This is a genomic window from Candidatus Polarisedimenticolaceae bacterium (genome assembly GCA_036275915.1).
GTDB lineage: Bacteria > Acidobacteriota > Polarisedimenticolia > Polarisedimenticolales > DASRJG01 > DASRJG01.
In genome coordinates this window covers 14,356-39,032 of sequence record DASUCV010000013.1, presented here as the reverse complement: position 1 = coordinate 39,032, position 24,677 = coordinate 14,356, and the positions used below count along the sequence as shown (strand labels likewise).

Below are 24,677 nucleotides of genomic sequence, written 5' to 3'. Positions count from 1 at the left end.
CGACAGTTCACAGTTGACGGTTGACAGTTGACAGCTGGGGGGCTGTCAACTGTCGACTGTTGACTGTTGACTCTGTCGATTCACCCGTTCAGCTTCTTCTCGATCCGCTTGATCATCCCCTTCGGCTGCTGCGGCGCGGGCAGGGTCTTCGCGTAGTCGAGCGCCTCCTGGAGCGTCGCCTTCGCCTTCGCGGCGTCCCCCTTCTTCTCGTAGATCGTCGCGCGGGCGTCCAGGATCGTCATCTTGCGTGGGCCGTAGACCTTGGCCAGCGCCCGGTCGGAGGCCGCGAGCGCATCGTCGTACTTCCCCATCTCGCGGTAGACCAAAGCGAGGCGAGCGGGCGGGTTGTAATCGTTCGGCAGCTCGCGCTCCGACGCCTGAATCGAGGCGAGCACGCGCTCGGGCGCCGCCGCGCGGATCGCCGCGCTCACCCGGTAGCCGTCGAGGGCGGCGCGGGCTTCGGAGCTCGGCGCGCTCTTCGCTTGCTGATCGAGCCAGTCGAGCCAGGCACCGGCCGCGGCCTTGCCGCCGTCCTTGTCGTCCTGGCGGTCGCGGGCGTCGACCAGCTCGCCGTAGAGCGCCGAGCGGTCGTCGTCGAGGAGGCCCGGGTACGTGAGCGCCTCCTTCGTCGCCGCCTCGAGGGTCGTGAGCGCCGCCGGGCGCCACGGCGATTCCTCGGGCTTCGCGCCGAGAGCGCAGTCGAGCCCGGTCGAGACGACGTTCGCCTTCATCGCGCCGGGCGGAAGGGTCGGCGCCAACGCCAGCGCCTTCTCCGCGCACTCCTGGTTCTTGTCCGCCATCGCGAGCGCGTTCAGCTCGCTGTCGGCCCCTGTCGGCGCGGCCGGCTTCGCGCTCGCCTCGTGGAAGGCCTTCTCCCCTTCGTCGAAGCGCTTGACCAGCTCGTTCGCGTCGCACGCGCCGACCCACTGAAAGGCGACGGTCTCGGCGGCGGGGTTGATGACCTGGAAGGTCGGAACCGCTTCCCACGGGAACTTCTCGAGGTAGGGTGCGTTCTTCGCGTCTTCGGTATCGATCGAGAGCCAGACGAACCGCCCGGCCTGCTTCACGAGCGCCTGGTCGGTGAGGACCGTGGCGCGCATGTAGCGGCAGCTATGTCACCACGGGGCCCAGACCTCGACGAAGATCGGCAGCTTCGCCTCGCGCGCCTTGGTGAGCGCGCCGGCATAGTCGTTCTCGATGAAGGGAAGCGCGATCCCGCCCTTCAAGGGGGCCGTCGGGTGCGTGCCGCAGGCGGCGAGGACAATCGTTGCGGCGAGGAGCATCTTCTTCATGGCGCCTCCTAGGCGAGCGGTCCGGTGCCGCTGGTCTTGCCGCGGTTCGCGAGCCACGCGGCGAGCGCAGCGAGCCCGCCGACGAGGACCAGCGCCCGCATCACCCGGAAGAGCGCGATGACCCACGCGATACCGAGACCGAGCGCCGCCCACTGGACCCACCAGTGGCCGGGCGAAGTTATCCAGTTGATGACGACCAAGAGGACGAGGATGAACGGTGCGGTGAAGAGGAATTTCAACGAGCGGAGCGTACGCATGACCCCCCCTTGTTCCGCATCATCCTACGCCGAAGGCGGCTCACGGGTTCCGGCCAGCCTCAACCTACGTCGAATCGGGTTAGAATCGCCGCCGTTTTTTTCCCCCAAGGAGGTTTCCATGCGTCGTTTCGTCAAGTTCGCGGTCGGCTCGATCCTCTCCACCACCTTCGTCCTGGGCGTCTTCGCGCTGTCCGCCCCGGCCCACGCGCGGTTCGGCGGTGGCGGCTGCATCTGTCCCGACATCTACGCGCCGGTCACCTGCTCGAACGGTGTGACGTACTCGAACGGCTGCGTCGCGAGCTGCGCCCACGCGACCGGCTGCGTTCCCAGCGGTCAGATCTAGCCTTCGGCCATGAAGCGTCCCGTGGGGGCGGGACGCTTCAACGAAGCCGCGACTTCCATCCCAGACGCATCACGATCGCATCCTCCGGCGGCGAGACGTTGCGGAGCAGGAGGATGCGACCGTCGGGCCCGATCGATGCATCGACAGCGCGATCGACCACCATGTCGGCGCTTCGGTCCGGCGCGCCGGGGATCGGGCGATCCCCCGAGAAGCTGATCGGCACTCGCCGGATCCGAAAGTCGGTGCCCAGGCAGCGAAGCGCCTTCCCGTCCCGCTCCCAAAGAGCGCCGCTGCCACCGTCGAGGGAGACCTGCACGACCGGTCCGCCTTCGACACCGCGGACGTAGACCTCGCGCGAGCCCGACTTGGTAGACACGAACGCGACCCACCTTCCGTCGGGTGAGACCTGCGGCCCATCCTCGCTGTCCGGTGTCGCAATCCATGGCGCGCTCTTCGCCGGCTCTCCCACCGGCACCCTCCAGAGGTCGGGGCCGGTCGGGCCGCCTTCCCGTTCGAAGTAGACCGTACGCCCGTCGGGAGAGACGCTGCCGAGGAGCTCGTCGTGATCCGGATCCGAGGCAACGACGACCGGAGCGCCGGAGCCGTCGGCGGCAATGCGGTAGATGCCGATCGCGCCGCGCTGGTCGGACTGGAACGCGATCTGGGTTCCGTCGGGAAACCAGCCGCCCAGCCCGTCGTCCGCGTTGGTCTTGGTGAGCCGCGTCATGAGTCCCCGCGCCAGCTCGAGGACCCAGATGTCTTTTGCGCCGCGTGATCGGTCGAACTTGGAGAGCGCGACCCGCGTCCCGTCGGGCGAGAGCCGCGCCGCGGTGAGATCCTCCCCGTCGAACGCATGACCGACCAGAGCACCGTTCGGCGCGTACCAGTCGGCCGAGATCTTCTCCGGATGATGAGGAACCCACGCGAGCGTGTCGCCGGCGACCGTGGCGCCCGCCGACCCCCAGACTTCGCTGTAGTGCGAGTCGTCGATGACGACGGCAGGCTCCCCGGACACCGTGCCGTTTCCGGGATCGAACGGCTGCCGGTAGATCGCACCGCCGCGCACGTAGAGGAGCCACGGCGCCTCGTACCCGACCAGCGCGTCGGCCGCCACGACGACTTTTCTTGGCTCCTTGTCGAGCGAGCCGATCTCGATGCGCGAGGGTTCGTCGGCGGTGGTGCGCGACACGAAGAGGAAGTGCCGGCCGTCCGGGAGCAGCACGGGCCAGACGTGACCGGACTCGTGTCGCGATCCGTCGAGCGTCGTCACCATCTCCGGGCGGCCGCCCATGGTCTCGACGTGACGGATGCCTTCATTGAACGACTGCGAGTAGACAATGCCGTACTTTCCCCACGTCCCGCCGACCCCGTACGACGCGTCGCACAGGTCGCGGACGCGGCCGCCCGCGACCGGGACTGCCTTCAGCTTGCCCTGCGCGAAGAACGCGATCTCCTTCCCGTCGGGGCTGAAGAACGGGCACTGCCCGGATTCGGTCCCTTCGAGGAGCCTCGATCGCGCTTCGTCGATGCGTCGCACGCGGATCTGCCAAGCCCCGGCGCCCTCCGGCGCATCGACGAACGCGAGCGTCGTGCCGTCCGGAGAGAGCGCCAAGGTCCGGAAGTTGGACGTCGTCCCCGACCGCGTCGCGACGCCGATCTCGACGACGCGCGCAGGAGCCTCCGGCGATCGTCTCAGGAGCAGCGCCGCCACGGTCGCGACGGCGATGATCGCGATCACCGACACCGGCCAAGGGATCCGCCACCCGCGCCGCGCCGGTGCTGTGATCTCACCGGTCCTCGGCAGCGGCGACTCGCGAATCCCGGAGAGCTCCGCGGCGACGTCGTGCGCACTCTGCCGGCGGGCGTCGGGGTTCTTCGCAAGACAGGCGCGAACCAGCCGGTCGAGCGCCGGTGGAACGATCGGCGCGAGCGACGACAACGGCGCCGGATCGCGCTCGAGGATCGCCGCGATGACGCTCGCCTGGCTCGCGCCGTCGAAGGCGCGCCGGCCCGTGAGCATCTCGTAGAGCACGGCGCCGAACGCGAAGATGTCGGAGCGCGCGTCGACCCCGCGCCCCTCGAGCTGCTCCGGCGCCATGTAGTTCAACGTGCCGACGAGCGCTCCCGCCGACGTGAGCGGCGTCGTGCGTGTCGGCGTCATCGTCGGCAGGCGCCCCGGCATCGTGCCCTCGGGCTCGGTGAGCTTCGCGATCCCGAAGTCGAGTACCTTCGCGCCGCCGCGCGTGAGCATGACGTTCCCGGGCTTGAGGTCACGGTGGACGACGCCGGCGCGGTGCGCCGCGTCGAGCGCCGACGCGATCTCCGTCCCCACCGCGAGCGCCTCGTCGAGCTTCATCGGCCCACGATCGAGACGCGCCGCGAGCGTCTCGCCGTCGAGCAGCTCCATGACGAGGAAGTCGGTCTCCCCTTCCCGTCCGACGTCGTGAAGGGTGCAGATGTTCCGGTGCTGGAGCGACGAGACGACCTGCGCTTCGCGCTCGAACCGCTCGCGCGATCCCGAGGACGCTGCGACGTCCGGCGGCAGGACCTTCACCGCGACTTCACGCCCCAGGCGCGTATCGCGCGCGCGGTAGACCTCGCCCATCCCGCCCGCGCCGAGGGCTCCGGTGATCTCGAACGGCCCCAGTCGTGCTCCGGTGTTCAGCGGCATCGGCGGATTGTAAGGGCTGGGAGGACGGCGACCGAATTTTAGATGCTCCGGTCGACACGAGATACGGGCAGAATGTGCGGTAACCGGTTGATGGGGCAGCCATGAGAGAAGTACCGAAGGTCCTGACTCTCGTGCTCGCGGTGACGGGTGCGCTCGCCGCATCCAAGCCGGGCACGATCGACGCGGCGACCGCCCTCGCCCACGCGCGCGAGGTCACGAACATCAAGTCCGAGGGCGCTCCGCCGTTCCATCTGCGAGCGTCGCTCTGGATCGCCGAGGCCAAGCAGGACGGGAAAGAGGGGCGCTACGAGATCTGGTGGCGCGCACCCAGCTCCTGGCGCGAAGAGATCGACTATCCCGGGCGACATCAGATTGCCGGTCAGGATGGGGAGCGCGCCTGGATCTTGACGGACGCCCCGTATCAGAGTCTGAGGATCTTCGACGTCGTCAACGCGATCGATGTCGCCGCCAGCGCGAAGCTTCCGGCCGGCGGCACGATCGAGAGCGTGAAGGAATCTCATCGAGCGGGAACGAAGATTCGCTTGCGCCAGCACGGACGCTTCCCTTGGTCTGAGATCATCATCGACGCCCAGATCGGAGCACCGATCCGCCACGAGACGGGGCCGTCGGCATCGGCCATGCAGCGCTTCCGAACGACGATCGAGTACGAGAACTATCGGCCGTGGCACGAGCGGAGCTTCCCCGCCCTGATCCGTCGCCGAGACGCGTCGAAGACGGTCCTCGAGATCCGAGTCATGGAGCTCGAAGATCTGGATAGCGACGCTGCGCGGTGGTCCCGACCCGATGGAGCCACGAACCGTCCGATCTGCACCGACGAGGAACTCGCGGCCGAGCTCTCGTGCGACATCGGCCCCGAAATGCCCCTGGACACCCCTCAGTTTCCCGGGACCAGGTCCTCCGGGACGGCGTCGGTTAGGGCCGTGCTGGCCCGCGATGGACGCGTCCACGACATCGTCGTCGTCGATTCTCTCAACTTCGAGGCCGACGGCGAGCTCATTCGGTATCTCGAGTCGTGGCGCTGCCGGCCGCTGACGTGCGGGGGAGTTCCGGTGGACGCCGAGATCTTCGAATCGAGACCGTTCTCGTACGTATCCGCATCGTCACCCTGACGCGTCTCGGCGCGCCGCCAACCGATACCAGACCGGCCCGATGAGGGCGAGCACGATCGCGCCGACGACGCCTGGCAAGCCGATCTCGTGGCTCTGGATTTCGAGGACGACCGCGCCGCCGATCAGCAGCATCGGAAGCGCGGCGAGGACTGCAAGGCCGGGCACGCCGAGCGGCACCCGGAACGCCCCGCGCAGCTCCGGCTCGGCCCTCCGAAGCTGCAGGAGCGCCGCGAACTCCATTGCGAGCGCCGCGGTGTAGAGCAGGACATCGCCGGCGAGCAAACCGCCGAACGGGATCACCGCGCACACCGAGTAGCCGATCGCCGAGACGATCACCGCGTTCCGTGGAACGCCGCGGTCGTCGACCTCGCCGAGGGACGCGGGCAACAGGCCGTCCTGCGCCAAGACGAGCGGGATCCGCGAGTACGCGAGCAGGAGGGCGTTGAACAGAGCGAAGGCGCTCACCATCCCCGCGATCGCCATCCACGCGCCGAGCCACCGCCCGGCGACCGCCGTCGCCAGCGCCGGCCACGCGCCGTCGGTCCACGTCGTCCAATCGGTCACGAGCAGGACCGGCACCGTCGCCGCCAGATAGACGATCGTCACGAACGGCAGCGCGCGCGCGATCGCCCGCGGGTAGCTCCGGGACGCGTCCTCGATCTCGCCCGAGATCGTCGACGCGTTGTCCCACCCCGAGTAGTTCCAGATCGCCTGCGACACGCCGATGCCGACGGCTCCCAGGAACGTCTTCCCCGTCGCGTGGAACGGGCTGAGCCCGGCGGACGGCGGGTTCGAGCCGAGCAGCTTCACGACCGCGAACGCGACGATCGCCGCGAACGGCGCCAGCACGATCGCGACGAACCACCCCGACGCTTGCCCCACCGCGCGCGTGCCGCGGAGGTTGAGGAGCGTCGCGATCCAGATCATCGCGACGGCGATCGCCCACGACTCGACGCGCCCGAGCTCCGGCACGAAGAACCCGAGGTACTGGATGAGCAGCACCGGGTAGATCGCCATGTCGACGAGCGAGTACACCCACGAGAGCCAGCCGTTCCAGAACCCCCAGAACGGCCCGAACGCCCTCTTCACCCACTGGTAGTACCCTCCCTCGAGCGGCAGCATCGACGCAAGCTCGCCGACGAGCAGCGCCTCCGGCAGGCTGTAGAGGAGCGGTGTCGCGACGAGGATGACGAGCGCGAGCCCCGGCCCCACCGAGCCGACGAGTCCCTCGAGCCCGAACGGCCCGCCCGACACGATGAAGTACATGACCGCGACGAGCGCGCCCAATCGGAGCGCCGTTGGCGGCTTCGCGTGCGCGCGCTCGGGCATGGTGCGGGAGTCCGAGCCCCTACTTGGCGGGAATGAACTTCTTCTTCTTGAGTGTGTTCACCGTGTCGCTCGCGACGGACTTGACGAGCCCGCTGACGTCGTCCTTGAGCGTCTCGATGTAGGTCTTCTCCCACAGAGGCGCCCCGAAAGGCCGCGCGAAGTAGCGGGCGCGCAGCTTGACCTTGCGCAGCACCGTCGTCGAGCCGCCGATCGGAGCGCTCGCGCCGACGAACATCCCCATCCCGCCGCCGCCTCCCCCGATGCCGATGCTGACGTGCGCGGAAGACGTCCGGACGGTCTCGTCGACGGACAGCGGGACGTACCCGATGACTCCGTCGACGCCGAGGCTCTCGACCTTGTGGCGTATGACCTCTTCGCTCGCGAAGTCGGCTTCGGTCAGGACGTCCGAGCCCAGCGTCGGCTCGACGCCCCGCTTCTTGAGCTCCGCCGCCGCGGCGTCCTCGAGGGCGCGGCGCTTCGCCTCCTCCTTGACCTTCGCGACGACGAGAACCTTGCGCGCGGGAGCCGGCTTCGCGGCGTCCTCACCGGCCGGCGCCGGCGTCCCCACGAGGGACAAGGCCAGAACTGCGAGCGCGAGACGGGACATCGCATGCGTCATGCCCGCATGGTATCTCCGGTCGGCGCGGCAGGGGCTCAGTTCTTCGTGTTCGCCTTGTGCGCGAGGACGATCAGCTCCGTCTCGACGCCGTCGAGCAAGATCCCCAGGCGGTTCCGGTGGAATCCCAGCATCTTGCGGAGGGGGTCGCTCAGGATCGTGCAGGCCAGGGCCCCGGCCGTGAGGGCGATGAACAGGACGACGAGGATCGTCCAGACCTTGCTCTCGTGGACCGCCGGCGGGAAGACGTCGTAGAAGCGCGAGCCGATCTTCCTTCCCAGGAAGAAGTGCGAGGCCGCGCGGTCGTGGGCGTCACGCTTCGCCACGCCGTGGGCGATGCCGTTCAGGCTCAGAGACGTGCTCCCGAGGAGCAGCCAGCTCAGAAGCAGCGTGAGTAGCGTCCCGGAGAGGTCCGACACGATCGCGCGTCCCGACGAGAACTCACGGATGAGCTCCGGGAGCGTGCCCGCGCCGGTGCGGGCGGACGCATGCCGTTCTAAGTTCGTCCTCAGCGATGGAGCGTCCGTCAGCTCCTTCAGGAATCCTTGAGGAAGCGTCGATCGCTCCCGGTCCCACTCGAGAAGATCTTCCGTGATGAGCCGCTCGATCCGGATCTGGTAGCCGGTCTTCACTCCCGACGGCAGATGCTTCACCCACTGCGCGGGGCGCAGATAGCCGACCTTCTCGAGCACCTCGGCCGCTTTGCGGAGGGCGAGATACGGCAGCGCCCAGGCCGAGTTGAGAGGAGCGTAGAGGAGATCGCGTCCCAACGTGGGTCGCTGAAGGCGCCACGTCTGCTCGAGGGAGAAATGGCTCTCGACGAATGAGGGGATGCGCTCTCGACAGCGCGTTACATACGCTTGGATGCAGCGGTCCACCGAAGGGCGTTCGACCGCAGCAGTCCCGGCTTCCTCGATCGTGGGCGTTCGGATCACGGCGGGACGAACATAGGGTCCGCCCGCCGTGACCGGCAAATAGCTCCGTTACGGACAGGGGTTCGTATTCGGTCTCGGACCCATGCTGCCGTTGCCGAGCGACCCCTCGACGCCGCCGGTCACTCCCGTCACGAGCGTGAATGTCCCGCTCCCGGGCGCCGGATCGTTCGTGTCGGCTGCGACCGTCGACTCGAGATGGCACTGCTGATCGCCCTGCGTGTACACGCCCGTCGCGCGGAGCACCGCGAGGTCGCCGGTGTAGACGTTCCACTCGGTCGGCCCCTGCTCCGCCTGCCACGACACCGACGTCTTGTCGTCTCTCCACTGCCAGATCTCGCCGTCGTTGAGATCGCACGCGTCGCCTTCGCCGTCGTGGTCGGAGTCGGATTGCGTCGGGTTGAAGACGAACGGGCAGTTGTCGCACGCGCCGGCGACGAGATCGCCGTCGGCGTCGAAGCCACTGGGCCCTTCATCGATGACGCCGTCGCAGTTGTTGTCGACACCGTCACACACTTCAGCGGCTCCGGGGTGTGTGTTGGCCGCCGCATCGTTGCAATCGGTCGCGTCGGCGACGTAACCGGCGGGCGGCGTGCCGTCGCAGCTCGGCATCGACACGCCGGGATCGCCGTAGCCGTCACCGTCGGCATCGCGGTAGAACAACTGACCACTTGGGCACGCGCAGTAGAGCGCGCCTTGGGCGGTGGAGGGATCGCCGCCCCAAACAGCCATCGAGGACCCGGTCCATACAGCGGAGCCGAGTATCAGCACCCGGCTCGGGTAAGACCAGTCGGTCATCGGAGACCAACTGTCGAGTGATGGGTCATAGAGCGCGCCGCCGCTCGGCCTCGGATAGTGGGAGGTGTCGGAACCACCGAAGACGATCATCCGATTTCCAGTCCACACCGCCGTGGGCACGGACCGCGCGGTCGGAACGCCGGCGCCGATCGAGGTTGGTTGCCAAGTGTCCGACACCGGGTCGTACCGTCCGCCGGAATTCTTCGTGCAGCAGCCGCCCCAGACGATCATCTCCTCACCGGTCCAGACTGCCGACGCATCCTGCCGTCCGATCGGGACGTTCGGTCCGGTCGACGTGGCCACCCAAGAGTCCGTTGCGGGATCGTACTGCCCGCCTGTGTTCGTCGCACCGGTCCCGCCCCACACGATCATGCGTGAGCCGGTCCATACGGCGACGTGGTCGGCGCGTGGCACCGGGACGCTGGCGTCGGTCGAGGTGGCTCGCCATGTGTCGGTGCGGGGATCGTAACGGCCGCCGGTATTCGTGGATGAGTTGGAAGCGCTTCCTCCCCAGACGATCATCTCCCTCCCGGTCCACACCGCCGTGTGAAACCACCTGTTGGAGGGTGCGCCGATATCCGAGGTCCGCACCCACGCGTCGGATGTGGGATCGTAGCGGCCGCCCCCGTTGCCGTTGCCGCCCCACACGATCATCTCGCTCCCGGTCCACACGCCAGTGGCGAGCTCGCGCGGAGGCGGAACGCCGGCGCCGGTGGAGGTCGGCATCCAACTATCGGTCGCCGGTCGATAGCGGCCGCCGGTGTTACGGTAGCCACCACCACCCGTGCTGTCCCAGCCGCCCCACACGATCATCTCGGTGCCGGTCCACACTGAAGCCGCGCCACGCGCCGCCGGCGGCGCCGCCTGCATCGTACGTGTCGGGATCCACGAGTTCGCGGCCGGGGAATAGCGAAAACCGGTATTGGACGCGCTGCTGCCCCTCAGGCCGCCCCACACGATCATCTCAGTGCCCGTCCAGACCGCCGACGCACCGAGCCCATTGCTCGGGCCAGTCGCGATCGGTGACCAGGTGTCGCCCAGCGGGTCGTACGTTGCAGCGGCTCCGTTCGCGACGATCATCCTGGAGCCGGTCCATACGGCGACGCGGCTGGAGTCGCCCGTTGGAACCCCAGATCCGATCGAGGTCGATTGCCAGCTATCGGTCGCCGGGTCGTAACGACCGCCCGTGTTGACGGAATTCGACGACGCTTGGCCGCCCCAAACGATCATCAAGCTACCCGTCCAGACGGCGAGATGTCCCGAGCGCGCCGACGGAGCGCCGACTCCCGTCGACGTCGGAACCCAGGTATCGGCAACCGGATCGTAGATCGCGCCCGAGTTCGCGACGTCGATGCCGCTTCCGCCCCACACGATCATCCGGGTTCCCGTCCAGACGGCCGTGTGGCCTTCTCGCGCCTTAGGCGTCGTGGAAGCGACTCCCGTGGGCATCCAGCTGTCGGAAACAGGGTCGTAACGTCCACCCGTGTTGACGTCCGTTCCAATGCCGCCGACCTTGGCGCGCCCGCCCCAGATGACCATCTCGGTTCCGGTCCAGATCGCTGTGTGGTTCATCCTACCGACCGGTGTGTTCGCACCCATCGACGTCGGTCGCCACGTGTCGGTCGCCGGATCGTAGCGGGCGCCCTTGTCTTCATAGGTGATCCCACTCGTACCGACCTGATCCGTGTACTGCCCGCCCCAGACGATCATTTCGGTCCCGGTCCAGACGGCGGTGCTGTACAGCCCGAGCGCGGGCACGTTCGGGCCAAGCGACGTCGACCTCCACGAATCGGTCGCGGGGTCGTATCGTCCGCCGTTGATCGCGGCGATCCCTCCGTTCTCACCACCCCAAACGATCATCTCGGCGCCGGTCCACACGGCGACGTGTTCGTACCGTCCATCCGGCACATCCATCGCCGTCGGGCTCCACGTGTCGGGCGTGCAGGCGCCGGGATCGAGAACTGGAAGTGCGAAGGTACGCGTCGTCGTCGCCAATCCGTCGTTCATGGGGATCGAGTGTTTCGTCTCAGCCCACCAGGTCTCGAACGATAGGTCCGTGCCTCCCTCGCCGTGCCAGCTCCGAATCAAGCGATCGACCAGCGTCTCCCTCGCGAGCGTTTCGGCGATGAGGAACGGATCGTTGCCGAGCGCTTCGACGATTTCGCGCAGCGTGTTGCGGTCGCGCGAGTCGCGACCTATGCGGTCGAGCTCGGCCTGGAGCTGGTCCGGAGTGATCGGGCGATGCCACAAGGCATCGAGAGCATTCGACTGCTGGAGGTAATCGTTGACCTTCGCGCGGATCGCCGAAGCCGGCATCACGGCGTCGAGTGGCGGCTTCTTTCCAGGGTTCTCCTTCGGCCAGATCCGGTGCCGCCAGTAGACCTCTTCGATCGCGCGCTGCGCGACGATGCGGTCGTCCATCGTGATCGTGCGTGGCGTCGCAGCGACGACCCATGAGATTCCTATCGACACGATCAGGAACACGATCGCCTTCTTCATGGACACGGACTCCCATTCGGTCTCGGACCCGTGCTGCTGTTCCCTAGCGGTCCCTCCACACCGTTCGTGACGCCGGTGACGAGGGTGAACGTCCCGCTCCCCGGCGCCGGATCACTCGTGTCGGGCGCCGTCGTCGACGCGAGATGGCACTGGTTCGAGCCTTGGGTGTAGACGCCGATTGCACGGAGCACCGCGAGATCGCCGGTGTAGACATTCCACTCCGTCGGCCCCTGCTCCGCCTGCCACGAAACCGACGTCTTGTCAGCGCGCCACTGCCAGATCTCGCCGTCGTTCAAATCGCACGCGTCGCCTTCGCCGTCGTGGTCGAAGTCGGATTGCGTAGGATTGAAGACCAGCGGGCAGTTGTCGCACGCGCCGGCGACGAGATCGCCGTCGGCGTCGAAGCCGCCGGGCCCTTCATCGATGACACCGTCGCAGTTGTTGTCGACGCCATCACACACTTCGGCGGCTCCGGGGTGTGTGCTGGCCGCCGCATCGTTGCAATCGGTCGCGTCGGCGACGTAGCCGGCGGGCGGAGTCCCGTCGCAGCTCGCCACCGTGATCGCGGGGTTGCCGTACCCATCGCCATCCCCGTCGCGATAGAACATCGAGCCGTTCGGGCAAGCGCAGTAGAGGGCGCCGGTTGCGGTCCCCGGGTCGCCGCCCCAAACGATCGCCTGAGCGCCGGTCCAAATCATCGCGAAAGTCGTTCTCGACGTCGGCGTTTCGTCGTTCAATGGCGCCGTAGTCCAGGAATCGGTGTCCGGACGGTACAACGCGCCGATGTCCGTCGGCGATTGGTAGGGCGTTGCGCCGCCCCACAGGAACATCTCGGAGCCCGTCCAAACGGCCTGCGCCTGAGAGCGCGCCGACGGCACATTGGCTCCCGTCGATGTCGGCTGCCAGCTGTCGGTCGAAGGATCGTACCGTGCACCGTCGTTGTAGTAGCTGTTTCCCAAGCCGCCCCACACGATCATCTCTCTTCCGGTCCACACGCTCGTGTAGTCGAAGCGGTAACCGAGAAGCGAGCCGGTCGAAGCGATCGAGGTCCAGTGATCCGCAACGGGGTCGTAACGGCCGCCACTGGAGTTGAGTCCGCTCCACGTGATGACTTCGCTACCCGACCAGACGGCCGAACCGCAGCCTGACGGAGCACTGGCGGTTGCGATGCTCGTCCATTCGTCGGCGATGGGATCGTATCGACCGCCCGCGCAGGAAGTGGAAACAAGGATCATCTCGTGTCCGGTCCAGACGACGAAGTACTGTCCTGCAGGTGGAACACCGACGCCGATGGAAGTCGGGCGCCAGCTATCGCTGATTGGATCGTAACGGCCGCCGGTGTTGAGGCCGACGGTCGGAGCGGGAGTACCGCCCCAAACGATCATCTCGCGGCCGTCCCACACCGCAGTGTGATAACGCCGTGGGGTCGGAACGTCGGCGCCATGCGAGGTCGGCGCCCAGCTGTCGGTTGCAGGAGAGTACCGACCGCCGGTGTTGAGATAAGCCGAGTTGGAGCGGAACGGATTGATCACGCCACCCCAGACGATCATCTCGCTCCCGGTCCAGACGGCCGACGCCGATTCGCGCGCCGATGGGACCGCGGGGCTCATCGAGGTCGAGACCCAGGAGTCGGTCGACGGGTCGTACCGACCACCATAATTGTTGTAGTCGTCGTAATAGCCGCCGCCCCAAACGATCATCTCCGTTCCGGTCCAGACCGCCATTTGCCCGCTGGCGGTGGGAGACGGGGCGGAGGCGATCGGTGACCACGCATCGGTCGACGGCGTGTACGCGCATCCGGCCGGGACGGACCCGGCCCCGCCCCAGACGATCATCTTGGAGCCGGTCCAAATTACGGATTGTCCGAGGCGGGAGTGGCCGGGCAGCGGTGCGGTGGACGTGACGTGCCACACATTCGCCACCGGGTCATAGCGGTTGGCGTTGGTCGACGAAGGCGAGTTCTCGCCTCCCCAGATGATCATCTCGGAGCCGGTCCAAACAGCGGACGAATTCTGACGGGGGGACGGCGTACCGTCATCGATGGGCACCTCGGTCCAGGTGTCGGCACTGGGGTCGTATCTGGCGCCTGTATTCGTCGCTGTGCCGGGGCCGACGAGCGTCCCACCCCACACGATCATCTCCGAGCCGGTCCAGACGGCACTCGCGAATACGCGCGGGCTCGGCAGGCCGGGGCCCGTCGACGTCGGCGCCCAGGTGTCGGTCACCGGGTTGTAGCGGCCGCCGACGACGGGCCCGGGGAAGGTGTAGTCCGTTCCTCCCCAGACGATCATCTCGCTTCCGGTCCAGACGGCGGTGTGCTCGAAGCGAGCGGCCGGCGTGTTCGCGCCCGTCGAGGTCGGACGCCAGGTGTCCGTGGCCGGGTTGTAACGGGCGCCGGTATCGACGGTGTGAACCGAGCCCGACTGCGTCCCTCCCCAGAGAATCATCTCGGTACCGGTCCACACGACCGATGATTGGGAGGAAGTTGTGGGAAACGAACCTACAGACGAGATGGGCTCCCACGTGTCGGTCGCCGGGTCGTAGCGGCCGCCCGTCGAGAGCGGACCGAGACGGCTCCGCCCTCCCCAGACGATCATTTCGGATCCCGTCCAGACGGTGAAGTGATCGTAGCGCGGATCGGGGACCTCAGTCCGCGTGGGAGACCAAGTCCCGCCGGCACACGTCGCGGCGAGCGGCGGGAGCACGTAGGGATGGGCTGCCGCAGCGAAGTCGGACTGCAGTGCCTGGCTCTTCCACCAGATGTCGAAATCGATGGACTCGTGGCGACCGGCGTACCAGCTACGGATCAGCCGGTCGGCGAGAATCGGACGCGCCAGCGTCTCGGCGATCAGCTCCGCGTCGTCGTTGAGAGCGTCGAACAGTTCTTGAAGCAGCTTCGGATCGCGCGAATCGCGCGCCATGCGGTTCAGCTCGGCCTGGAGTTGCCCTGCCGTGATCGGACGGCGCCAGATCGACATGGCCGCATTCGACTTCTTCAAGTAGTCATCCACACGGCTGCGCAACATGCTCTCCGGCATCACCGCATCGAGCGACGGCTTCTTTCCCGGGTTCTCCTTCGGCCAGATGCGATGCCGCCAGTAGACCTCTTCGATCGCGCGCTGAGCCGAGATGCGATCTTCCATGGTGATCGTGCGGGGCGACGCTGAATGGGAAGCCGCCACCGACACGAACACGACGGCGAGAAGCGCGACGAATCCCCGCGTTCGGCGCATCACTGGCGGGAATATCGTCCAGCCGCCGATCGAAAAGCAAGAGGCGATGCGAAACGTTGCATGCCTGCAACCTCTCCAGCTTCGATTTCGATTGCGGGTCGCTCTCCGTCGGGTAGTTCTTCATAGAGGGCTCGCGCGTCGTGACAGTGAAAACGGAACGCGATCTGATGATGATCCCAGACGATGAGATGCGGCATGAGCTCGTTTCTGGGTTGATCGTCGCCGAGCCTCAAGTCAGGGGGCGTCACGATCGCGTCATGCGCCGGTTCTTGAAGATACTCGACCCATTCGTGACGGACGCGGGCTTGGGAGAAATCTTCGGCGCTCACGGTTACTTGCTCAAGCGCGATCCTGATACGGTTCGCGGCCCGGACTTGTCGTTCGTCGCTCTCGAGCGGCTCGCCGACTATGACGACACGCAGTTCTTTCGCGGCGCTCCCGATCTCGCCATCGAGATCCTCTCGCCTTCGAATCGCGCAGGCGAGATCCGGGAGAAAGTCGCGGACTACCTCGACGCCGGCGCCCGCTGGGTCTGGGTCATCGACCCCGAGAAGAGAACGGCGACGACTTATCGCGCGCTCGACGCGCCACATCACATCTCGCCTGAGGGAATGCTGGAAGGCGAGGACGTTCTTCCGGGATTCTCGGTGCGTGTCGCCTCGCTCTTCGAAGAGATATGAGCTGATGGAATTGAAGACCGAAGACGATCTCTTCGAGCTCCCGAACAGCGATGAGCGTCATGAGCTCGTGGCAGGTTTCATCGTCGCGGAGCCGCTGCCGTCGCCTTTGCACGATCAAGTGCGGCAGCGCCTTTTTCTGCGGATCCACGAATTCGTCGCGGCTCGCAAACTGGGAAAGGTTTTTTTCGCGACCGGCTTCAAACTGTCAGTCAGTCCAGACACGGTTCGCGGGCCAGATTTCGCGTTCGTTCGCGGTGAACGCCTCTCCGGGCACAATCTTCTTCGGTTCATCCCTGGCGCACCGGACTTGGCGGTCGAGGTCCTTTCGCCCACGAATCGCCGCGGCGAAATTCTCATCAAGGTTGCCGAATACCTGCACGCGAACGGAAGGCTCGTGTGGGTCATCGATCCAAGGAGGAGGTTGGCAACCACCTACCGGTCTCTCGACCCCCCGCGCCTCATCGCCGCCGACGGCGCGCTCGAAGGCGAAGACGTTCTCCCCGGCTTCTCGGTCCCGCTCGCCTCGCTCTTCTCCGACCTCTAGAAAGACGAAGGGGACGGCTTCCGTCTCCCGGAAGCCGTCCCCTCTTTGTCTTTGACTGTCAAAACTGTCAACTGTCGACTGTGAACTTCCTCACGCCCCCAACGCGAGCTCATGCTCCCCGTGTCCGGTGGTGTCTTCCTCTTCCTCGGGGAGTCGTCCTTCCTTGGTGTGATCGCGCGCGATGAGCATGTAGAGCGACGGTACGACAAAGAGCGTGAAGCACGTGCCGATCGACATGCCGGCGACGAGGACGAGACCGATCGAGTTACGCGCGATGGCGCCGGCGCCGGTGACGAGGACGAGCGGGAAGTGGCCGGCGACCGTCGCGACGGTCGTCATCATGACGGGGCGCAGGCGCGTGCGGGCCGCCTGCTGGATCGCCTGCAACTTCGGGATCCCCTGGCGCTGGAGCTGGTTCGCGAACTCGACGACGAGGATCCCGTTCTTCGAGACGAGTCCGATCAGCGTGACGAGCCCGACCTGCGAGTAGATGTTGAGCGTCGTCGTCCAGCCGTTCGTAAAGAAGTGCGTATTCGGATCGGGGATCTTCAGGAACGTCATGATGAGCGCGCCGAACATCGCGAGGGGCACCGAGCCGGCGAGGATGATGAAGGGGTCGCGGAAGCTGTTGAACTGGGCCGCGAGCACGAGGAAGATCAGCGTCAGCGCCAGCGCGAACGCCGGAAGGAAGGTGTTCCCCTCCGTGCGAAGCTGGCGCGACTCGCCCGTGTAGTCGAGGACGTACCCCTCGGGCATGATCTTGTGCGCCTCGTCCTCGATGAACTTGAGCGCCTTGTCGAGCGGCACGGCCGGGGCGCCGGAGAGCTTCACGGCGTTCAGCTGCTGGAAGCGGTTCAGCGTGCGGGGCTGGGTCGTGTTCTTCAGGGTCGCGATCGTGCTCAGCGGGATGAGCGAGTTGTCGGGCCCGGTGACGTAGATCTGCTGGAGCTGGTCCGGGGTCAGGCGCGATTCGCGCTGCGCCTGCGGGATGACCTTGTAGCTGCGTCCCTCGATGTTGAACCGGTTGACGAAGTTGCCGCCGATCATCGCCGAGATGTCCGAGCCGACCTGCGTCAGGTCGAGGCCGAGCGCGGCGACCTTGTCGCGATCGATGTCGATCTCGGTCTGCGGCTGGTCGAGCTTGGTGTCGATGATCGGGGGGAACCAGAACATCGGCGGCTTGGCGGTCGCGGCGGCTTCCTGCAGCTTCTTCGCGACCTCGAGGATGCGGTCCGGCTCGACGGTCGAGCCGATCACGACCTCGAACGGGAAATTGCCGCCGCCGGGGAGCGGAGGCGGCATGATCGGGAACATGTTGATGCCGGGGATCTTGGACAGCTTGCCCTGCACTTCGGGGAGGATCTGGAACGCGGTGCGCGGGCGGTCGCCCCACGGCTTGAGCACGGCGCCGCCGAACCCGGACGACGGAAAGGTGAGCTGGAAGGTGTAGGCGGTCTCCGGGACGCCGCGGAAGATCTCGTCGGCCTTGTTCGCGTAGCGGACCGTGTCGTCGATCGTCGCGTTCGCGGGCGCTTCGACGATGCCGAAGATGACCCCCTGGTCTTCCGTCGGGGCCAGCTCCTTCTGGGACATCTGGAACATCGGGATGCAGAGGAGGGCGAGGCCGATCCAGAAGACGTAGACCGCCGGACGCGCCTCGAGGGTCCGGTCGAGCATCCGGCCGTAGAAGTTGCGGAAGCGGTCGAAATCGCGGTTGATGCGGCCGGCAAAGCCCTTGTTCTCGGCCTCGGCCGAGAGCAGGCGCGACGACATGACCGGCGACAGCGTGAGCGCCACGACCCCCGAGATCGCGACCGCCCCGGCGAGCGTGAAGGCGAACTCGCGGAAGAGCGATCCGGTCAACCCGCCCTGGAGGCCGATCGGCGCGTAGACGGTCGCGAGCGTGATCGTCATCGCGATGATCGGTCCCAGGAGCTCGCGCGCTCCGGAGAGCGCCGCCTTGATCGGTGTCAAGCCTTCGCGGATGTGCCGCTCGACGTTCTCGACGACGACGATCGCGTCGTCGACGACGAGGCCGACCGAGAGGACGATCGCGAGGAGCGTGAGCAGGTTGACGGTGAAGCCGAAGACCTGCATCAGGAAGACCGCGCCGATGAGCGACACCGGAATCGCGACGATCGGGATGAGGACCGACCGGAACGACCCCAGGAACAGGAAGATCACGATCATGACGATGATCAGCGTTTCGATCAGCGTCTTCGTCACCTCGCGGAGCGCGTCGCGGATGTAGCCGGTCGCGTCGTACGCGACCTTCGCCTTCATGTCGCTCGGGAGGTCGGCCTGGATCTTCGTGACCTCCTTCTGGACCGCCTGGATCACGTCGAGCGAGTTTGCGTTCGGGAGGACCCAGATCCCCATGAAGACCGCGGTCTCGCCCGAGAAGCGGACCTCGGTGTTGTAGTCCTCGGCGCCGAGCGCGACGTCGGCGACGTCGCCCAGGCGGACGAGCGAGTCCTTCTCCTGGCGGACGACGAGCTGCTTGAACTCCGGCACCGAGCGGAGGTCGGTGTTCGCGGTCAGGTTGACCTGGATGAGCGAGCCCTTCGTCTGCCCGACCGCGGCGAGGTAGTTGTTCGCGGCGAGGGCGCGCCGCACCTGCTGCGGGCTGACGTTCAGCGCCGCCATCCGCTCGGGCTTCAGCCAGATCCGCATGGCGAAGGTGCGGCCGCCCAGGATGTCGGCGCGTTGCACGCCGTCGATCGCCGAGAGGCGCGGCTGGATCGCGCGGACGAGGTAGTCGGTGATCTCGTTCTGCTGGAGCACCGGCGAGCTGAAGCTCAGGTAGCACGAGGCGAACTGGGAGTCGGCGGTCTCGATGTTGATGACCGGGACCTGCGCCTCGGGCGGCAGGTCGCCGCGCACCTGATCGACCTTGCTCGCGATCTCGGCGAGCGCCTTGCGGCTGTCGGTGTTGAGCTTCAGGCGCGCGGTGATCGTCGAGAGACCGAGGGCGCTCTGGGATTCGAGGTAGTCGATCCCGTCCGCTGCGGCGATCGACCGCTCGAGCGGGGCCGTGATGAACCCGCGCACGAGATCGGCCGAGGCGCCGACGTAGACCGTCGTCACCGTGACGCTCGCGTTCTCGTTCCGCGGGTACTGGCGGACGTTGAGCGTCCGGATCGCCTGAACGCCCATGATCAAGATCAGGACGTTGACGACGATCGCGAGGACCGGCCGCCGGATGAAGAGATCGGTGAAGGCGCGCACGTGTCCCCCGATCAGGAGTTCGGCGGCTTGGGCGCGGTGCGCGCCTCGGGCGCCAGGGAATTGTCGACGGCGACGGTGGCGCCGTTCCGGAGCTTGAACACGCCGGAGCTCACGACGGTCTGGCCGGCCTTGAGCCCCTGGGTGACGGCGACGAAGTCACCGCGCGTCTCCCCGAGACGCACCGTCGTCATCTGGACCTGTTTGGCCGACTGCCCCGACTTCTCGTCCTTGACGTCGTTGATGACGAAGACCGAGTCGCCGTACGGCGCGTGGAGAACCGCCGTCTGCGGGATGATGAGGAGCGACTGCGACTCGGGCAGGACGACCTGCACGCGCGCGAACATCCCGGGGCGCAGGGCGCCCGACGCGTTCGGGACCGTCGCCTGGACCTTCACGTTGCGCGTCGAAGCGTTGACGTCGGGGTTGAAGGCCGTGACCTTCCCCTCGAACGAGGCCCCCGGCGCCGCGTCCGCCGTGATGCGGACCCCGAGCGACTTCTTGAGCTGGCCCGCCTGCTGCTCCGGGAGATTGAAGTCGACGTAGACCGGATCGAGCGAGTTCAGGCTCACGATCTCGGCGCCGGCGTCGACGTACTGCCCGAGGTTCACCGAGCGGATCCCGAGCTGCCCCGAGAACGGCGCGCGGATCGTCTTCTTCCCGATCGTCGCGCGGATCGTGTCGGCCTGGCTTGCGGTGCTGCGGAACGACGCCTCGCTGGCGTCGTAGTCGGACTGCGAGATCACCCCCTGCTTTTTGAGGTCCTTCGCGCGCTCGAAGTTCAGGCGCGCGAGCTCCGCCTGCGCCTCGGCGGACTTGAGCTGCGCCTCCTCGAGCGAGGTGTCGAGCTTGACGAGCACCTGCCCTTTGGTGGCCTTCGCGCCCGACTCGAAGGCGATGTCGAGGACCGTCCCGGCGAGCTCGGCCTTGAGGACCACGCCGTGGACCGCCGTCACCGACCCGACGGCGTGGAGGAGCGACTCCCAGGTCTCCTGCTTGACGTCGGTGGCGGTCACCGTCTCCGCGGGCTGCGTGAACGCGGCGCCGTTCTTGATCATCGCCATGATCTGGAGCGTCTTGAGCCCGCCGAGCACGACAACGATGGCGACGACCGCCAGCACTGAGATGAGGATCTTCCGCTTCATGCTGAACTCCGCTCGAGCGTCGCCGCGGGCGCGGCGGACGCGAAGAGAAGGGGCCACAGCGCGCGCAGCATCGCGAGCTGGCGCTCGCGGATCTGGCTCGCCGAAAGCGTCGACGAATCGACGATCGCGCGCATCGTCATGCCGCGCGTGGAATCCATGATGATCTCGGCCGCGGTCTTCGGATCGACCCGCGCGGCTTCGGCCTCCTTCGAGCCGGCGATCAGCTCGGCGAGGCCGTCGATGAAGAACTGCGTGACGTCGCGCACCATGAGGCGCACGTGCTCGTTGCGCGCCGCCTCGGCGAAGAGATCGGCGACGAACGCCGGCTGGAGATCCGGCTCCTCCTCGCAGTGGCAGATGGCGATGATCTTGAGGCCCTCGAAGAGCGTCGGCGCCTTCCGCGCTTCCTCCAGGACCTCGCGAAGGCCGGCCAGGTGCTCGCCGGCCATGTACGCGATCACCGCGTCTTTGTTCTCGAAGTACCGGTAGATGAGCCCGACGCTGATCTGCGCCTGCGCGCTGATGTCGTGCATCGTCGTGACGTGGAACCCGCGCCGGGCGAAGCAGGTCATCGCCGCGCGGACGATCTGCTTCTTTCTTTCCGATGCGTGGTCGGGGCCGTTGACCGGTTGCTCTTGACCGACTGAATGAATACTCATTCAGGCATGGTGACAAACGGATGGACTTTGTCAAGAGCGGCCGCCGAAATTCTCACGGTGGCGTAGGGAAGCGCCCAACCCGGACGCGGGCATTCTCCCGACAGACGGGATGAATCGCGCGACGTACACTGCCCGAGGGGTCGAGGAAACGCGGTCCGAAGAGAAAGGTGGGAGCGTGCGACACTTTTCTACGAACCCGAGAGCTTGAACGTGCCCCGACGCGAGACGGCACCGCGTGACGTCCTCGTCGTGGCCGGATTCCTCACCGCGCTTGCGGTGGTTCTGGCCGGCGGCATCGTCGCGCACACGAATATGACGCGCCTCGCCGCGACCGAGGGACGCGTGTCCCACAGCTACGAGGTCGTGGCCGAGCTGCGAGGCTTGCTCACGATGCTGACCGACGCGGAGACGGGCCAGCGCGGCTACCTCTTGACCGGCGACGCGAAGTACCTCGAGCCGTACGAGGACGCCCTCCGCCGCACGAGCGGCACGGTCGAGCATCTCCGCGGGCTCACCGCCGATGACGCGCGCCAGCAGGCGCAGCTCGCCGCGCTGTCGCACGAGATCGACGGCAAGATCGCCGAGCTCCGGCGCACGGTGGCGATGCACCAGTACGGCGACGCCGCGGGCGCCCTCGAAGTCGTCCGCGGCGACAGCGGCATGAAGATGATGGGCGCGATCCGGACGCGCGTCGCCGCGATGGAGGGCGTCGAGCGCGATCTCCTCGCCGAGCGCGACGCGGTCGCGAGCACGAGCGCGACGATCGCGCTCGCGACGAACGCCGTCGCGACAGCCCTCGGCCTGGTCCTCGTGGGGCTCGTCCTCCTGCTCAGCAACCGCAACGTCGCGATCCGCCGCCGCGCGGCGACCGAGAAGTTCGAGGAGCACGAAAAGCTGCGCACGACCCTGGCGAGCATCGGCGACGCGGTGATCACGACCGACACAGACGGGCGCGTGACCGAGCTCAATCGCGTCGCCGAAACGCTCACGGGATGGCCCTCCGCCGGGGCGAAGGGCCGGCCCCTCGACGAGGTCTTCAAGATCGTGAACGTCGAGACACGCCAGCCGGTCGAGAACCCCGCGAGCCGGGCGCTCCGGGAAGGGGTCGTCGTCGGCCTCGCGAACCACACCGTCCTCTTGAACCGCGACGGGGGCGAGCGCGGGATCGACGACAGCGCGGCGCCGATCCGTCACGCCGACGGCACGATCTTCGGCTGCGTGCTCGTCTTCCGCGACGTGACGGAGAGGCGGCGTCTCGAGGGCGAGAAGGCCGAGCGCCTCACGAGCGCGAGCTTCCTCGCCGCGATCGTCGAGTCGTCGAACGACGCGATCGTCCGCAAGTCGACCGGAGGCATCATCCAGACCTGGAACGCCGGCGCCGAGCGCCTCTTCGGCTGGCCCGCCGAAGAGGTGATCGGCAAGCCGATCACGATCCTGATCCCGCGCGACCGCCTCGGCGAGGAAGACCTGATCCTCGAGCGCATCCGCGCCGGCGAGCGAGTCGAGCACTTCGAGACGGTCCGCGTCCGCAAGGACGGCTCCGAGGTCGCGATCTCGCTGACGATCTCGCCGATCCGCGACGAGACCGGAAAGATCGTCGCCGCGTCCAAGATCGCGCGGGACATCTCCGAGCGGAAGAAGAGCGAGGCGAAGATCGGCGACCTCCTCGCCGAGCTGCGCGCCGCCGACCGCCGCAAGGACGAGTTCCTCGCCACGCTCGCTCACGAGCTGCGCGGCCCTCTCGCCCCCCTCAGGAACTCACTCGAGGTCATGAAGCGCACCGACAAGGAAGGTCTGCTCGTTCAGCCGCGCGAGACGATGGAGCGGCAGCTCGGCCAGCTCATCCACCTCGTCGACGATCTGATCGACGTCAGCCGCATCACCCGCGGCAAGGTCGAGCTGCGGCGCGAGGAGGTCGAGCTGGCGTCGATCCTCCACCACGCGATGGAACAAGGCCGTCCGATCTGCGACGCCGCGCGCCACCGGCTCACGATGTCGCTGCCGCCGGAGCCGATCTATCTCAGCGCCGATCCCCTGCGTCTCGTCCAGGTGTTCGGGAACCTCTTCAGCAACGCGTGCAAGTACACCGAGCCCGGCGGCGAGATCACCGTCACCGCGGCGCGCGTCGACGGCACGGCGGTCGTCACCATGAAGGACAGCGGCGTCGGCCTCACGCGCGAGCAGCTCGGCCGCATCTTCGAGATGTTCTCGCAAGTCGACCGCAGCCCCGAGCGTACGCAAGGCGGCCTCGGCATCGGCCTCACGCTCGCGAAGCGCCTCGTCGAGCTGCACGGCGGCACGATCGAGGCGACGAGCGAGGGCCCGGGAAAGGGCAGCGAGTTCATCGTGCGCCTCCCCGCGCTCCCCGGCTTGCCGAAGGCCGACGTGGTGCCGGGCGACCGCTCGAAGCGGGACACGGTGCCGATCCCCCGCCCGAGTCGCGTCCTCGTCGTCGACGACAACCCCGACACCGCGGCGTCGCTCAGCATGCTGCTCGACCTGACCGGCAACGAGACGAAGATCGCGAAGGACGGCCTCGAGGCGGTCACGATGGCCGCCGAGTTCCGCCCTCACGTCGTCCTCCTCGACATCGGCCTCCCCAAGTTGAACGGCTTCGAGGCGTGCCGGCGCATCCGCTCCGAGTCGTGGGGCCGCGGCATGACCGTCGTCGCGTTGACCGGTTGGGGCCAGGAGGCCGACCGCCGGAAGTCGAAGGCCGCCGGCTTCGATTACCACATGGTCAAGCCGGTCGACTACGTCGTGCTCATGAAGATCCTCGCCGAGCGTGACGCGCTCAAGGGAACCGGCGCGGCGTGACGCGACGCGGGCTCGCCGTCGTCGAGCGCGAGGCCCATCTCCGGTGGGAATCGCTCCAGATCCTCCCGCGCCAGGGGAACCGCCTGCTCCAGCTCGGCGTCGTGCTCATCCTCTTCTCCTGCTTCTTCGGCTTCCTGGTCCCGGTCGTGCGCTCCGAGCGCGTCGGCCTTTCCGTCCACACGCTGAGCGCGTTCGAAGGCGTGCTGCTCCTCGCACAGGGACTGGCGTGGACGCGCCTTCGCCTCACACCCACGACCGCGCGGCTCGCCTTCTGGTGCTCGATCTACGCGACGCTCGCGATCCTCGCGGCGTACCTGGTCGCCGCGATCCTCGGCGTCGGCGTCGACACGCTGCGCCTCGTCGGCGAGCTGCCGCACGGCCTCGCGCGCGGCACCGCATTCCAGGAGACGCTCATCGCGGTGCTGGCGTACTCGTCGGCGCCGCCGGGGATGGTCGCGTTCGGGTTGATGCTGTGGGGGTTGAGGTAGGCGATGATGCTCCTCTCGA

At 67.3% G+C, this 24,677-nt stretch carries 19 protein-coding genes; 6 read left to right on the top strand and 13 right to left on the bottom strand.

Annotated features, from left to right (window positions below; translation table 11 throughout):
- Positions 1-80 precede the first annotated feature (80 nt).
- Genes VFV19_11570 through VFV19_11560 form a run of 3 tightly spaced genes read right to left on the bottom strand, consistent with a single transcriptional unit; the run spans position 81 to position 1,549 of the window.
- On the bottom strand, positions 81-1,100 hold the full coding sequence (locus VFV19_11570) for a tetratricopeptide repeat protein (protein ID HEX4824938.1): 1,020 nt from the start codon (positions 1,098-1,100) through the stop codon (positions 81-83).
- Between the two features lie 15 nt (positions 1,101-1,115).
- Positions 1,116-1,292, bottom strand: coding sequence for a hypothetical protein (locus VFV19_11565; GenBank protein ID HEX4824937.1), 177 nt, complete (start codon positions 1,290-1,292; stop codon positions 1,116-1,118).
- Between the two features lie 8 nt (positions 1,293-1,300).
- On the bottom strand, positions 1,301-1,549 hold the full coding sequence (locus tag VFV19_11560; GenBank protein ID HEX4824936.1) for a hypothetical protein: 249 nt from the start codon (positions 1,547-1,549) through the stop codon (positions 1,301-1,303).
- Positions 1,550-1,667: 118 nt separating this feature from the next.
- Between VFV19_11560 and VFV19_11555 the strand changes: the two genes are divergently transcribed.
- Entirely contained in the window at positions 1,668-1,892 is a 225-nt protein-coding gene (locus VFV19_11555; protein HEX4824935.1) for a hypothetical protein, read from the top strand.
- 37 nt (positions 1,893-1,929) lie between these two features.
- On the opposite strand, the gene VFV19_11550 is transcribed toward VFV19_11555, so the two are convergent.
- The gene (locus VFV19_11550) at positions 1,930-4,563 is read right to left on the bottom strand and encodes a protein kinase (protein ID HEX4824934.1); all 2,634 of its coding nucleotides are present in this window, start codon (positions 4,561-4,563) and stop codon (positions 1,930-1,932) included.
- A 101-nt stretch (positions 4,564-4,664) separates the two neighbouring features.
- Between VFV19_11550 and VFV19_11545 the strand changes: the two genes are divergently transcribed.
- On the top strand, positions 4,665-5,693 hold the full coding sequence (locus VFV19_11545) for a hypothetical protein (protein HEX4824933.1): 1,029 nt from the start codon (positions 4,665-4,667) through the stop codon (positions 5,691-5,693).
- Here the strand turns inward: VFV19_11545 and VFV19_11540 are convergent.
- The 6 genes from VFV19_11540 to VFV19_11515 all read right to left on the bottom strand — a co-directional run bounded on the left by VFV19_11540 (position 5,685) and on the right by VFV19_11515 (position 15,429).
- Complete coding sequence (locus VFV19_11540) at positions 5,685-7,022, bottom strand: APC family permease (GenBank protein HEX4824932.1); 1,338 nt, start codon at positions 7,020-7,022, stop codon at positions 5,685-5,687. The two genes, VFV19_11545 and VFV19_11540, sit on opposite strands and share 9 nt — an antisense overlap.
- 19 nt (positions 7,023-7,041) lie before the next feature.
- A complete protein-coding gene (locus VFV19_11535) occupies positions 7,042-7,641 on the bottom strand; it encodes a hypothetical protein (protein HEX4824931.1) in 600 nt (199 codons plus the stop codon).
- Between the two features lie 35 nt (positions 7,642-7,676).
- A complete protein-coding gene (locus VFV19_11530) occupies positions 7,677-8,516 on the bottom strand; it encodes a DUF6635 family protein (protein ID HEX4824930.1) in 840 nt (279 codons plus the stop codon).
- A gap of 105 nt (positions 8,517-8,621) precedes the next feature.
- Positions 8,622-11,867: a MopE-related protein gene (locus VFV19_11525; GenBank protein ID HEX4824929.1), complete on the bottom strand. Its 3,246-nt coding sequence runs from the start codon at positions 11,865-11,867 to the stop codon at positions 8,622-8,624.
- The gene (locus VFV19_11520; protein HEX4824928.1) at positions 11,864-15,100 is read right to left on the bottom strand and encodes a MopE-related protein; all 3,237 of its coding nucleotides are present in this window, start codon (positions 15,098-15,100) and stop codon (positions 11,864-11,866) included. Before VFV19_11520 ends, VFV19_11525 begins: the two co-directional genes overlap by 4 nt.
- Entirely contained in the window at positions 15,100-15,429 is a 330-nt protein-coding gene (locus VFV19_11515; GenBank protein HEX4824927.1) for a hypothetical protein, read from the bottom strand. The genes VFV19_11520 and VFV19_11515 overlap by 1 nt, the downstream gene beginning before the upstream one ends.
- Between VFV19_11515 and VFV19_11510 the strand changes: the two genes are divergently transcribed.
- Entirely contained in the window at positions 15,313-15,780 is a 468-nt protein-coding gene (locus VFV19_11510) for a Uma2 family endonuclease (GenBank protein HEX4824926.1), read from the top strand. The genes VFV19_11515 and VFV19_11510 overlap by 117 nt on opposite strands.
- Before the next feature lie 4 nt (positions 15,781-15,784).
- The gene (locus tag VFV19_11505; protein ID HEX4824925.1) at positions 15,785-16,324 is read left to right on the top strand and encodes a Uma2 family endonuclease; all 540 of its coding nucleotides are present in this window, start codon (positions 15,785-15,787) and stop codon (positions 16,322-16,324) included.
- Positions 16,325-16,414: 90 nt separating this feature from the next.
- Here VFV19_11505 and VFV19_11500 read toward each other — a convergent pair whose 3' ends face one another.
- From VFV19_11500 to VFV19_11490, 3 genes are read right to left on the bottom strand one after another with little or no spacing between them, the layout of a single operon-like run.
- Positions 16,415-19,552: an efflux RND transporter permease subunit gene (locus VFV19_11500; protein HEX4824924.1), complete on the bottom strand. Its 3,138-nt coding sequence runs from the start codon at positions 19,550-19,552 to the stop codon at positions 16,415-16,417.
- A gap of 11 nt (positions 19,553-19,563) precedes the next feature.
- Complete coding sequence (locus tag VFV19_11495) at positions 19,564-20,694, bottom strand: efflux RND transporter periplasmic adaptor subunit (protein ID HEX4824923.1); 1,131 nt, start codon at positions 20,692-20,694, stop codon at positions 19,564-19,566.
- Positions 20,691-21,353 carry a TetR/AcrR family transcriptional regulator gene (locus tag VFV19_11490; protein HEX4824922.1) on the bottom strand — a complete coding sequence of 221 codons (663 nt, stop codon included), beginning with the start codon at positions 21,351-21,353 and terminating at the stop codon, positions 20,691-20,693. Before VFV19_11490 ends, VFV19_11495 begins: the two co-directional genes overlap by 4 nt.
- 210 nt (positions 21,354-21,563) lie before the next feature.
- Between VFV19_11490 and VFV19_11485 the strand changes: the two genes are divergently transcribed.
- Positions 21,564-24,170 carry a PAS domain S-box protein gene (locus VFV19_11485; GenBank protein ID HEX4824921.1) on the top strand — a complete coding sequence of 869 codons (2,607 nt, stop codon included), beginning with the start codon at positions 21,564-21,566 and terminating at the stop codon, positions 24,168-24,170.
- The gene (locus tag VFV19_11480; GenBank protein ID HEX4824920.1) at positions 24,167-24,658 is read left to right on the top strand and encodes a hypothetical protein; all 492 of its coding nucleotides are present in this window, start codon (positions 24,167-24,169) and stop codon (positions 24,656-24,658) included. The genes VFV19_11485 and VFV19_11480 overlap by 4 nt, the downstream gene beginning before the upstream one ends.
- Positions 24,659-24,677: the final 19 nt, after the last annotated feature.

What these genes read in the sequence shown, in the direction of transcription:
- VFV19_11495 (HEX4824923.1), bottom strand. Translation starts at nt 20,694, where the DNA reads ATGAAGCGGAAGATCCTCATCTCAGTGCTGGCGGTCGTCGCCATCGTT.
- VFV19_11565 (HEX4824937.1), bottom strand. Translation starts at nt 1,292, where the DNA reads ATGAAGAAGATGCTCCTCGCCGCAACGATTGTCCTCGCCGCCTGCGGC.
- VFV19_11520 (HEX4824928.1), bottom strand. Translation starts at nt 15,100, where the DNA reads ATGCGCCGAACGCGGGGATTCGTCGCGCTTCTCGCCGTCGTGTTCGTG.
- VFV19_11540 (HEX4824932.1), bottom strand. Translation starts at nt 7,022, where the DNA reads ATGCCCGAGCGCGCGCACGCGAAGCCGCCAACGGCGCTCCGATTGGGC.
- VFV19_11550 (HEX4824934.1), bottom strand. Translation starts at nt 4,563, where the DNA reads ATGCCGCTGAACACCGGAGCACGACTGGGGCCGTTCGAGATCACCGGA.
- VFV19_11570 (HEX4824938.1), bottom strand. Translation starts at nt 1,100, where the DNA reads ATGCGCGCCACGGTCCTCACCGACCAGGCGCTCGTGAAGCAGGCCGGG.
- VFV19_11505 (HEX4824925.1), top strand. Translation starts at nt 15,785, where the DNA reads ATGGAATTGAAGACCGAAGACGATCTCTTCGAGCTCCCGAACAGCGAT.
- VFV19_11525 (HEX4824929.1), bottom strand. Translation starts at nt 11,867, where the DNA reads ATGAAGAAGGCGATCGTGTTCCTGATCGTGTCGATAGGAATCTCATGG.
- VFV19_11560 (HEX4824936.1), bottom strand. Translation starts at nt 1,549, where the DNA reads ATGCGTACGCTCCGCTCGTTGAAATTCCTCTTCACCGCACCGTTCATC.
- VFV19_11545 (HEX4824933.1), top strand. Translation starts at nt 4,665, where the DNA reads ATGAGAGAAGTACCGAAGGTCCTGACTCTCGTGCTCGCGGTGACGGGT.
- VFV19_11555 (HEX4824935.1), top strand. Translation starts at nt 1,668, where the DNA reads ATGCGTCGTTTCGTCAAGTTCGCGGTCGGCTCGATCCTCTCCACCACC.
- VFV19_11535 (HEX4824931.1), bottom strand. Translation starts at nt 7,641, where the DNA reads ATGACGCATGCGATGTCCCGTCTCGCGCTCGCAGTTCTGGCCTTGTCC.
- VFV19_11490 (HEX4824922.1), bottom strand. Translation starts at nt 21,353, where the DNA reads ATGAGTATTCATTCAGTCGGTCAAGAGCAACCGGTCAACGGCCCCGAC.